Below are 10,823 nucleotides of genomic sequence, written 5' to 3'. Positions count from 1 at the left end.
GGACGGGGGAGGCGCGCCGGCGGGAATGTCGGGAGGGTCAGTTGCCATGGACGACTGATCCTGACATGAGGACCCCTCCCTTACAAGGGATTCCGTTGCGGGATTAGCGATGCACGACGAAATACGCCAGACTGCGCGGGGACACACGCGCGACATCACGATTCGGGACATGGGGAGCGCACGATGACGAACCGGCAGCAGGACAGCAACAACGGCGGTCGGCGCGTCGCTGTCCGTGAAGGCGCCAATCACGCTCTGCTGGATGACGTGGCCAAGCAGATCATCGAACAGCTTCAGGAGGACGGCCGCCGACCGTACGCCACCATCGGCAAGGCGGTCGGGCTCTCCGAGGCGGCCGTCCGCCAGCGGGTGCAGCGACTACTCGACTCCGGCGTGATGCAGATCGTCGCCGTGACCGATCCGCTCCAACTCGGCTTCCCCCGCCAGGCGATGATCGGGCTGCGCACCGACGGCGACCTGGAGGCGGTCGCGGACCGGCTGGCCGAGTTGGAGGAGGTGGACTACGTGGTCATCACAGCCGGGTCGTTCGACCTGCTCACCGAGGTGGTCTGCCGCAACGACGACCACCTGCTGGAGATCCTGCAACGACTGCGCGCGGTGCCCGGGGTGCTCTCCACCGAGGCGTTCGTCTACCTCAAGCTGCGCAAGCAGACCTACACCTGGGGTACGGCCTGACGCTCACTTCTTGGCGGGAAGTCGGGGTGTCCGCGCTGCGCTGATGCCCCGATTTCCGTGATCCGAGGGGATCAGCGCCCGGCCGCGCGGACTGTGCCCACCGCGCCGACGAACGACGTCCAGGCGGTCGGCGCGAAGGTCAGGGTGCCGCCGTCGCGGTCCTTGCTGTCGCGCACCAGCACCCGGCCGGGCAGGTTGTCGGCCACCTCGACGCAGTCACCGCCGTTGTTGCTGCTGCGGGTCGCGGTGCGCCAGCGCGCGTCGGTCATGTCCATGTCGTGGCCACTTCCCTGATCAGCTCGATCGACTGACGTTGGGGCAACGCCTCACCGGTGACGCTCTCCCACCTGCGTCCCAGGTTAGCGACGTCGAGAGGATCGGTCACGACCTGACCACGGAGCTGGTTGTCGAGATACGCCAATTCCGTCCCGTCCGGCAGCCGACCAAGGACGAAGGGTCCAGCCAGACCGGTGTGCCACGGACTCTCGGCCGGGATCACGCGGACCTGCACGTGCTCCCCCTCAGCCACTCTTGCGAGGTGGGCCAGTTGACCGGCCATCACGGCGCGGTCGCCGACCGGCCGGCGCAGCACCACCTCGTCGATCACCGCCACGAGCTGCGGAGGGGCATCGCGCCGAAGGATCGCCTGCCGCTGGATACGGCTCGCCACAATCTCGTCCACCTCGGACGGTGCGACGAGTCCACCGGTGCTCAGGATCGCGCGGGCGTACCCCTCGGTCTGGAGCAGGCCCGGCACGAGCAGCGGCTGGTAGGAGCGCAGCGAGGCGGCGTCCTGTTCCAGCTCGGCCCACGGTCGGAACCACGGCAGGTCGCGGCGGCGGAACGGCTCCGGCCAGAGGTCTGCCGCGTCCCGGCGCAGGACCTCGGCCACCGCGATCCGGGTACGCGGATGCGGAATCCGTCCCGCAGCGAGCCACCGTGCCGCCGTCTTGGGGTCGACGCGGACCTTCTCGGCCAGGGACTCGACCGTCTCCCCCGCCTCGGCCATCGCCACCCGCAACGCCTCGTTCGCCACCGATCCTCCCACCGTTCCTGCGTGCCGTGGCGGGGATCCCCGCCCATTAGACGCGCTGCGACGCGTCACCATGCACGTTGCGGCGCACGTTAGCCACGCTGCGTGCTCGTGTCTGCGGCCTACCGGCGTGTTGCGGTGGGACGTGTTGGGGCGCACCCAGGATGCCCCCGCCTGCCCCGAAGGTGTCCCGCGAGCGTCCCGAGCCCGGTCCACGCCGATCCATGCCGATCCACGCCGGCCCTGATGGTGATCCACTCGACATCGCCGAAAACGCAGTATCAACCACGCCCCGATACCCCGACATCGGCGAACCGGAGTGGATCAACCAATAAGCGCGGCGCCAGGGGGCCAGTGCGCCAGGCGGCTGCCCCAGATCTGGGGCAGCTCTACAGCGTCGCGCCCCCTACCGACAGGGCCGCACGGCGATGCGGAATCCGTTGCTGAGACCGAAACCGCTCGCTGATTCCGTTGCTTCGGCCTCATAACACCACTGATACCACTTGCCTCCGAGCCCCGGACTGTGCGATAACCGTTGGCAGTGCGGCCGGCCTCACCCCTTTGACCGGCCCGACGGACCGATGGGGCTGACATGGCCAACGCCACCGACCACCTCTGGATGCACTTCACCCGGATGGCGAGCTACTCCGCCAGCGAGGTACCGACCATCGTGCGCGGCGAGGGCGCGTACGTCTGGGACGCGCAGGGTCGCCGCTACCTGGACGGGCTCGCCGGGCTCTTCGTCGTCAACGCCGGGCACGGCCGCACCGAGCTGGCCGAGGCCGCCGCCAAGCAGGCCGGCGAGCTGGCCTACTTCCCGCTGTGGTCGTACGCCCACCCGAAGGCCGTGGAGCTGGCCGAGAAGATCTCCACCCTCACCCCGGGCGACCTCAACCGGGTCTTCTTCACCACCGGTGGGTCCGAGGCCGTCGAGGCGGCATGGAAGCTGGCCCGCGCCTACTTCAAGCGCACCGGTCAGCCCAACAAGTACAAGGTGATCAGCCGGTACATCGCCTACCACGGCACCTCGATGGGCGCGCTGTCGATCACCGGCCTGCCGGGCATCAAGAGCGACTTCGAGCCGCTGGTGCCGGGCGCGATCAAGGTACCGAACACCAACTTCTACCGGGCGCCCGAGCACGGTGACGACGCCGAGGCGTTCGGCCGCTGGGCCGCCGACGAGATCGGCCGGGCCATCGAGCGGGAGGGTCCGGACACGGTCGCGGCGGTCTTCCTGGAGCCGGTGCAGAACTCCGGCGGATGTTTCCCGCCCCCGCCCGGCTACTTCGAGCGGGTCCGGGAGATCTGCGACGCGTACGACGTGCTGCTCGTCTCCGACGAGGTGATCTGCTCGTGGGGTCGGCTCGGCGAGTACTTCGGCGCCGTGCGCTACGGCTACCAACCGGACATCATCACCACCGCGAAGGGCATCACCTCCGGGTACGCCCCGCTCGGCGCGATGATCGCCAGCGACCGGCTGATGGAGCCGTTCCTCACCGAGACCGGCATGTTCGCCCACGGGGTGACCTTCGGCGGGCACCCGGTCTCCTGCGCGGTGGCCCTGGCCAACCTGGAGGTCTTCGCCCGCGAGGACCTGGTCGGGCACGTACGCGCCAACGAGGACGCCTTCCGGTCCACCCTGGAGAAGCTGCACGACCTGCCGATCGTCGGCGACGTCCGGGGCGACGGCTACTTCTACGGCATCGAGCTGGTCAAGGACAAGACGACCCGGGAGACGTTCGACGAGGCCGAGTCGGAGCGGCTGCTGCGCGGATTCCTGTCCACCGCGCTGTTCCAGGCCGGGCTCTACTGCCGGGCCGACGACCGGGGCGACCCCGTCGTGCAGCTCGCCCCGCCGCTGATCGCCGAGCAGCAGCATTTCGACGAGATCGAGCAGATCCTGCGCACGGTGCTCACCGAGGCATGGGCGCGGCTCTGAGCGGCGCCGGTCGCTACCGGGACCTGTCGTACTGGCTGTCCACCCTGGACGAACCGTTGACCCCGCGGCCGGCACTGCCCGGCGACGCAGACGTCGACGTGGTGATCGTGGGGGCCGGTTACACCGGGCTGTGGACGGCGTACCACCTGGCCCGCGCCGACCCTTCGCTGCGGGTCGTCGTCCTGGAGAAGGAGATCGCGGGGTACGGGGCTTCCGGCCGCAACGGAGGCTGGTGTTCCGCGCTCCTGCCCACGTCACTGACCGGGCTGGCCCGCCGGCACGGCCGGGACGCGGCGATCGCCATGCAGCGGGCCATCCAGGACACGGTCCGCGAGGTGGGCCGGGTGGTCGCGGCGGAATCCCGAACCGACCGCCCCTCCCGACGGGCGGCAGCCTTCTCCCGCCTCCTCGGCCACTGATCGGATCAGTGGTTGGGAGGGATCACCCGGAGGTGGCCGCGCCGGCCGGTCTGGTGCGGGTTGTCGTGGGTCTGGTCGGGCTCCGGAGGGCGGGGAGCGGGACGGGCGGCCTCACGGACGGCTTCGGCCAACGCGACGAGGTCGTCGGTGGTGGGCGGTGGCGGCTCGAACTCACCCTCGTGCCGGACCACGTCCCAGCCGCGGGGGGCGGTGAGGCTGCGGGCGTGCGGCTCACACAGGTCGTATGTGTGCGGCTCGGCGAACGCGGCCAGCGGACCCACCACCGCCGTCGACTCGTTGTAGACATAGGTCAATGTGGCGACCGCTTGCCGGGGGCAGCCGTTACGGGAGCAGCGCCGTGGTGACCTCACGGCGGCAGGGTATCTCCATTACCGGGTCCGGCGCATCGCTTCGCGTTGCGACACGCCCGTCGCGGTGATCACAATTCACCGGTCCGGTACGCGCCGCGCCACGCGGGCGGCGCTGCCGCTGACCAGCCCGGAGCGGGGGCTACGCTTTCCCTCATGACGAGTCCGGAACACCGCCGCCCCGGTTCCGGTCGCCGTGCGCACCGCGACCGGCACGGGCGTGGCCTGCGCGGACGGCTCGTGCCGGCCACCGTACCGCTGGCCCGCACGAAGGCGGAGGTCTTCGACGACCTGGTCCTGGACACCGTCGAAACGCTGGAGCGGCGGTTCGCCAAGGAGCTGGCCGGCGTCGAGTTCGCGGTCGAGGACGTCCCGCCGGACCTGAACGTCTACGACTCCGACGTGCTGGAGGACGGCGAGGTCCCGTTGGCCCGGCTGCTGCCCGGCCGCCCGGGCCGGCAGGAGGTGCCGCCGCGGATCGTGCTGTACCGGCGGCCTCTGGAGTTCCGGGCGATGGACCGTGAGGACCTCGCCGACCTCGTGCATGACGTGATCATCGAACAGGTGGCGAACCTGCTCGGGGTCGACCCCGACGAGCTGGCCTGAGCCGGGCGGCCCCCACCGCCCCGACTCGCACCGCTCAGGCGGCCCGCCGCTTCAACTTGCGCCGTTCCCGCTCCGAGAGCCCGCCCCAGATGCCGAACCGCTCGTCGTGCCCGAGAGCGTATTCGAGGCATTCGGTCTTGACCTCGCAGCGCGAGCAGATTCGCTTCGCCTCGCGGGTCGAGCCGCCCTTCTCGGGAAAAAACGCCTCGGGGTCGGTCTGCGAGCACAGCGCCCGCTCCTGCCACTCCGGCGCGTTTCCGAGCAGGTCGGCCACCTCAAGCTGGCCGTCCATCAAATGCCTCCTTGTCGCGCACCGGCGTCATCGCCGCTGCAACCCCCACGCGAAAGGCGTGCTTGTCCGTCCGGTCCCGTTTTGTTGCGTTCCGTGCGAACAACCCCATTCAAATTACACGCGTGTAATGCGTGCGCCGTCAAGCCAAACTTGATAATGGGGTCGCCCTCCCGACACCCCCGGCCGACCACTCGGGTCGTCCAGCCTCGCAACCTGCCCTATCGATTCAGACCCCGGCCGAGTAACGCCCTCTCCGGCGAGTTGCCCGACTTTTCTGCCGTGGCGCGCCTCCGACGAGTCGTCGCCATGACGGCGCCAGACACATCGGACGACCCCCTCCCGTAAAGCTGATCTTGGTGGGGGACAGGTTAACGCGACGCGGCGCAGACCGCCCGTCGAGCCGAGGACGACGTTCGCGCCCCGTCCACGATGTGGACGGGGCGCGACGGTGGAACCAGCGCGGGGAGGTCAGCCTGCAGCACCAAAACCGCTGCTGGGCCACACGAACTCGGCAATCTCTCCACCATGGACAGAAACTGTGCCGACGGACGTGTCCTCGTCCCACCAGACGGTATAGATGCCGGCGGGCAGATCCGGATAGACCGCACTGTGGAACGAGCCGTCCCGCACCCGGCGCTCCCGCACCGCCGAGTGGACCCGCCGGTCAGCACCCCGGCTGATCTCGATCTCCCGGCCATCCAGTTCCCGGCCGGTGTAGAGGATCAACGCGCCGGTCTCACCGCCCAGTTCGAGGACGACGCTCCCGGTCTCCGACGGCCCGTACGCGTGCTCGTGCATCGCTACTCCTCCTCCGCGCCGGTCAGGACGACGCCGGCGGGTTGTTGAACCCGTCGTACGGCGTACCCAGGTAGGGGAAGTTGCCGAGGAACGGGGCGGTCACGTCGGCGGCGCTCAACCCCGGCGTGACCGCGCCGGCCGCCGCGTCCGGACGGAACGTCTTGTCCACCAGCGGGACGGTCACCCCGGCGATCGCCCGCAACGCGATGCTGACCACGTCGTCGCCGACCCGTCGCCCGTTCGGGAAGCCGGCCAGGTCGCCGCCGAGCACCCCGAACCGGTCCGGCCGTTTGGTCGGCGGGATCGCGGTGTTCAGCCGCAGCATGTCGGCCTGCACGTCGCCGGCGGCGTTGGTGAAGCCGTCGATCAGGCCCGCGGGCACGCCGGTGAGCAGGATCGCCACCAGGTCGGCGCGGGCCTTCTTCGCCTTGTTGAGCTTGTCCAGGTTGGGAAAGACGTCCGGGTAGAGCGCCGGCAGCAGCGCCGCCAACTCGGGCCGCTCGACGAACTGCGCGAACCGCTTGTCCTCCGACGGCGGCAGCGAATTCCACAGGTCCTTCTTGGACATCGGCACGATGACCTCGTTGAACAGCGGATTGCCCAGCCGGGAGACCTGGGTGAACGGGCCGGTCGACGTGTCCGCCGCAACCCGGTCGCCGAGCACCCGGACCTGCCGGCGCGACGCGGACGTCCACACTCCGATGATCGAAGCCGAATCAGCCGCGCCGTACCGACTGGCGCGCCGGCGCACCCGGTTCAGCGGCACCTGCACCGCGAGGCTGTGCACGTTCATCCGGTCGGTGGCGTTGACCGGCTCCCCCTCGGCCTTGAAGATCTTCTTGCCGGCGACGTGCAACTGCTGGAACGGCCGCAGCGTGCCCAGATCGAAGATCGCACCCAGGTCGACGAAGAAGCCGTCCGCGCGCTGCCCCGCGAAGACCCGCTCCCCGGTGGAGAGCGTGTAGGTGACCTGCCGGACCAGATCGGCGTACTTCGGGGTGGACAGCGGGCCGACGTTGCACGGCGGGCAGGGCAGCTTGTGCGCCAGCCGATGCTCCCGGCCGTCGGCCACCCGGGTCAGGCTGTAGAACTGCCGCCGGTTCCAGTTCCTGCTGTCCAGCGAATCGATCGGGCCGGTGTTGTAGAGAAAACTGTTCGGGTTCGTGATCTCGGTGGTGAATTCGAAGCGGTAGGTGACATCCGGACTGCCGTCACCGTCGTTGTCGATATGGATCTCGTACCGCACGTCGTCGCCGAACTCGAAGAAGTTCGGCCCTCCGGAGGGGAGCTGCAACGGCACGTAGTTGGCGATCAGCGTCACCGTGTCGGGCTTGTCGGGGCTCACGAACGCGTACAGGTCGGAGCTGTCGGCGACCGGATCCTTGGCTATCTCCGGTGCCTCGCGGTGGGAAGACATGGCGGACCAACCTCACTGGGCGGGGACAGATGGTGGGAATGGAGCGTCGGGTCAGCGCCGAGCGGCACGCCGCAGCCGGTCCGCCAGCCCGCGGTCACGTACCTCGATCCGGGTCTCGCCGACGAAGACGTCCATCGTTCCGGAGGCCGCGTCGCGCAGGTGCACGACGATCGGCTCGTCGGCCCGGCCAGCCGCGCCCGGCGCGTTCTGGGCGGCCGACAGACCCGGCACGGTGAGCGCGGCGGCGCCGAGGGTGGCGCTGGCCGCGGCGGTCAACGTCTGCCGGCGGGTCAGTCGCGGCCAGGGCCGCTTCCGCTGATCACTGGTCATGCCGCGTGGTACGGGCGGCGGCGGGAAAAGGTTCGACCTCAGGGCCGAACGTGACCGTACGCGGTCGATCGCTTGCGCGCCGGACGTCCGGCGGCCTTCGCGATGGCCCGCAACTGCTCCTCGGTACGCGCCGAACCGTTACCGGAGCCGGCCATCCGGGAGATGGTCTCCTCCATCAGTGTGCCGCCCAGGTCGTTGCAGCCACCCTGGAGCATCGCCACCGTGCCCTCGTCGCCGAGCTTCACCCAGGAGCACTGGATGTTGTCGATCCGGCCGTGCAGCAGCAGCCGGGACATGGCGTGCACCACCCGGTTCTCCCGCCAGGTCGGCCCGGGGCGGGCGATGCCGGCCAGGTAGATCGGGGCGTTGGTGTGCACGAACGGCAGCGCCACGAACTCGGTGAACCCGCCGGTACGGTCCTGCACGCCGGCCAGCACCCGGAAGTGCGCCAGCCACTGCCCGGGATGGTCGACGTGGCCGTACATCATCGTGGAGCTGGACCGGATGCCGAGCTCGTGGGCCGTGCTGACGACATCGACCCAGGCGGCGGCCGGCAGTTTGCCCTTGGTCAGCACCCAGCGCACGTCGTCGTCGAGGATCTCCGCGGCGGTGCCCGGGATGGTGTCCAGCCCTGCCTCGCGCAGCTGCGTGAGCCACTCGCGAACCGGCACGCCCGCCTTCGCGGCGGCGGTGACGATCTCCATCGGGGAGAACGCGTGCACGTGCATCCCCGGCACCCGGGCCTTGATGGCGCGGACGATGTCGGCGTACCCGGTGACCGGCATCTTCGGGTCGATGCCACCCTGGAGGCACACCTCGCTGGCACCGGCCGCCCAGGCCTCCTCGGCCCGGTCGGCGACCTGCCCGACGGAGAGCCGGTAGGCGTCGGCGTCCCGCTCACGCTGGGCGAACGCGCAGAACCGGCACCCCACGTAGCAGACGTTGCTGAAGTTGATGTTGCGGTTGACCACGTAGGTGACGTCGTCGCCGACCGTGTCGCGGCGTACGTCGTCGGCGAGCCGGCACACCTCGTCGAGCGCCGGCCCGTCCGCCGCGAACAACGCCAGCGCCGCGTCGGTGTTGGCGGGGTCGAGCAGCGCCGCCGGATCGTCGGCGGCCAGCTTGAGCCCGGCCGCCAGGTCACGGTCCGCACCGCTGCGGGCCGGCACCGGGGGTACGCCGGCCCGGCGCGCGACCGCCTCGGGGGTGACCTTGCCGGCCACCTCGGACCAGTCGCCGTAGACGCTGTCGAAGTCGCCGCGCCGGTCGTCCGTGCGCCCGGTGGTGTCGATGGTGGCGTGCAGGTCGGTCCGCCCGCCGAACACCTCCTCCGGCTCCTGCCAGGGGCGACCCTGCGGCATGGCCGACTCCACGGCCATGCCGGTACTCGGGTCGGCCAACGCGTTGACGTGCGGCAGCAGCCTCGGGTCGAGCCACGGGTCGCCGGCGCGCACGTACTCGGGATAGATGGTCAGCCGCTCCCGCAGCGTGAACCCGGCCAGCTCGGTGTGCCGGGCCAGTTCCTCGATCTGCGGCCACGGACGTTCCGGGTTGACGTGGTCCGGGGTGAGCGGCGAGACGCCGCCCCAGTCGTCGATGCCGGCACGCAGCAGCAGGTCGTACTCGCCGGCGATGAGGTTCGGCGGGGCCTGGATCCGGGCCTTCGGGCCGAGCAGCAGTCGGGCCACCGCCACCGTGGCGGCCAGGTCGTGCAGCTCCGCGTCGGGCATGCCGCGCATCGCCGTGTCCGGCTTGGCGCGAAAGTTCTGCACGATCACCTCCTGGAGGTGGCCGTACTCCCGGTGGGCGCGACGGATCGCGAAGAGCGCGTCCACCCGCTCGGCCGGCGTCTCACCGATGCCGATGAGGATGCCGGTCGTGAACGGCACCCCGACCCGGCCCGCGTCCTCCAGGACCCGCAGCCGGACCGCCGGCTCCTTGTCCGGTGAGCCGTAGTGCGGGCCGCCCGGCTCGGACCAGAGCCGCGTCGCGGTGGTCTCCAGCATCATGCCCATGCTCGGCGCGACCGGCTTGAGCCGTTGCAGCTCCGACCAGGACAGCACTCCGGGGTTGAGGTGCGGCAACAGCCCCGTCTCCTCCAGCACGGCCACCGCGCAGGCGCGCAGGTAATCCAGTGTGGAGTCGTAGCCCCGTTCGTCCAGCCAGCTCCGGGCCGCCGGCCAGCGCTCCTCCGGCCGGTCACCCAGGGTGAACAGGGCTTCCTTGCAACCCTGCGCGGCCCCCTCGCGGGCGATGGCCAGCACCTCGTCACGGTCGAGGAACGGCGCCGGCAGCCGGTGCGGCACGGTGGCGAACGTGCAGTAGTGGCAGCGGTCCCGGCAGAGCCGGGTCAGCGGGATGAAAACCTTCTTCGAGTACGTGACCACGCCCGGCCGCCCGGCCTCGCGTAGGCCGGCGTCGCGGATCCCACCGGCCACCCGGAGCAGCTCGTCGAGCGCGTCACCGCGGGCGGAGAGCAGCGCGGTCGCCTCGTCGACGTCCAGTGCCCGACCGGTCGCGGCCCGGCCCAGTGCCCGCCGCACGGCAGCGTCGCTCGGGCCGGAGTGGGTGCGATCAACCATCCGCTCACCCTATGCGCCGCGCGTGCCCGCACCACCAGGCCCGGCCCGCAGCGCGGGAAACGGCACCCGCTCCTGCTCACGGCAGACCCGGACACCGCCGTACCCCTTGGGGGTGCGGCGGTGATCGAGAAGCTCTGCTGGCGCCGGCTCAGCGCGGCTGGTCGGGGTGCTCGCCCGGGTTGATGTGCTGGGTACGGTCGGCGTCCGTGTCCGCGGGGCGGCGGATCGCCTGGGTCGGGTCGGCGGACGTCGGGTCGCCGGGCGCCGGGGCAGCGGACTGACGCGGGATGGTCTGCGTCGGGTCGGCCGACGGCGGCTGCCCGAACGGCGGGGCGGCCGGGGA

At 70.7% G+C, this 10,823-nt stretch carries 12 protein-coding genes and 1 pseudogene; 4 read left to right on the top strand and 9 right to left on the bottom strand.

Annotation, left to right across the window (positions count from 1 at the left end):
* Positions 1-183: 183 nt before the first annotated feature.
* A complete protein-coding gene (locus F8271_RS26655) occupies positions 184-696 on the top strand; it encodes an Lrp/AsnC family transcriptional regulator (protein ID WP_151492603.1) in 513 nt (170 codons plus the stop codon).
* Between the two features lie 71 nt (positions 697-767).
* On the opposite strand, the gene F8271_RS26650 is transcribed toward F8271_RS26655, so the two are convergent.
* Together F8271_RS26650 and F8271_RS26645 are read right to left on the bottom strand one after the other, a co-directional pair.
* On the bottom strand, positions 768-971 hold the full coding sequence (locus F8271_RS26650) for a DUF397 domain-containing protein (RefSeq protein WP_151492601.1): 204 nt from the start codon (positions 969-971) through the stop codon (positions 768-770).
* Positions 962-1,705: a DUF5753 domain-containing protein gene (locus F8271_RS26645; RefSeq protein WP_151492604.1), complete on the bottom strand. Its 744-nt coding sequence runs from the start codon at positions 1,703-1,705 to the stop codon at positions 962-964. Before F8271_RS26645 ends, F8271_RS26650 begins: the two co-directional genes overlap by 10 nt.
* Before the next feature lie 616 nt (positions 1,706-2,321).
* Here F8271_RS26645 and F8271_RS26640 point away from each other — a divergent pair.
* Both F8271_RS26640 and F8271_RS26635 read left to right on the top strand, forming a co-directional pair.
* Positions 2,322-3,668 carry an aspartate aminotransferase family protein gene (locus F8271_RS26640; protein WP_151492599.1) on the top strand — a complete coding sequence of 449 codons (1,347 nt, stop codon included), beginning with the start codon at positions 2,322-2,324 and terminating at the stop codon, positions 3,666-3,668.
* The gene (locus tag F8271_RS26635) at positions 3,653-4,087 is read left to right on the top strand and encodes an FAD-binding oxidoreductase (RefSeq protein ID WP_305069496.1); all 435 of its coding nucleotides are present in this window, start codon (positions 3,653-3,655) and stop codon (positions 4,085-4,087) included. Before F8271_RS26640 ends, F8271_RS26635 begins: the two co-directional genes overlap by 16 nt.
* A gap of 5 nt (positions 4,088-4,092) precedes the next feature.
* Here F8271_RS26635 and F8271_RS26630 read toward each other — a convergent pair whose 3' ends face one another.
* A complete protein-coding gene (locus F8271_RS26630) occupies positions 4,093-4,458 on the bottom strand; it encodes a DUF3499 domain-containing protein (protein ID WP_151492597.1) in 366 nt (121 codons plus the stop codon).
* 153 nt (positions 4,459-4,611) lie between these two features.
* On the opposite strand from F8271_RS26630, the gene F8271_RS26625 reads away from it, so the two are divergent.
* Positions 4,612-5,061, top strand: coding sequence for a metallopeptidase family protein (locus tag F8271_RS26625; protein WP_074316962.1), 450 nt, complete (start codon positions 4,612-4,614; stop codon positions 5,059-5,061).
* Positions 5,062-5,095: 34 nt separating this feature from the next.
* Here F8271_RS26625 and F8271_RS26620 read toward each other — a convergent pair whose 3' ends face one another.
* The 6 genes and pseudogenes from F8271_RS26620 to F8271_RS26595 all read right to left on the bottom strand — a co-directional run.
* Complete coding sequence (locus F8271_RS26620) at positions 5,096-5,353, bottom strand: WhiB family transcriptional regulator (RefSeq protein WP_007455784.1); 258 nt, start codon at positions 5,351-5,353, stop codon at positions 5,096-5,098.
* 468 nt (positions 5,354-5,821) lie between these two features.
* Positions 5,822-6,151, bottom strand: a complete 330-nt coding sequence (locus F8271_RS26615; protein WP_151492595.1) for a phospholipase — start codon at positions 6,149-6,151, stop codon at positions 5,822-5,824.
* A gap of 22 nt (positions 6,152-6,173) precedes the next feature.
* On the bottom strand, positions 6,174-7,568 hold the full coding sequence (locus tag F8271_RS26610) for a DUF4331 domain-containing protein (protein WP_151492594.1): 1,395 nt from the start codon (positions 7,566-7,568) through the stop codon (positions 6,174-6,176).
* Positions 7,569-7,619: 51 nt separating this feature from the next.
* A complete protein-coding gene (locus F8271_RS26605; protein ID WP_151492592.1) occupies positions 7,620-7,898 on the bottom strand; it encodes a hypothetical protein in 279 nt (92 codons plus the stop codon).
* A gap of 38 nt (positions 7,899-7,936) precedes the next feature.
* Positions 7,937-10,480, bottom strand: coding sequence for a bifunctional FO biosynthesis protein CofGH (locus F8271_RS26600; protein ID WP_151492590.1), 2,544 nt, complete (start codon positions 10,478-10,480; stop codon positions 7,937-7,939).
* Positions 10,481-10,628: 148 nt separating this feature from the next.
* Positions 10,629-10,823: pseudogene (locus F8271_RS26595) on the bottom strand (hypothetical protein); the annotation flags it as partial.

The organism is Micromonospora sp. ALFpr18c (genome assembly GCF_008868155.1).
GTDB lineage: Bacteria > Actinomycetota > Actinomycetes > Mycobacteriales > Micromonosporaceae > Micromonospora.
The sequence above is the reverse complement of the archived record's forward strand: the minus strand, read 5'-3'. Positions and strand labels throughout refer to the sequence as shown.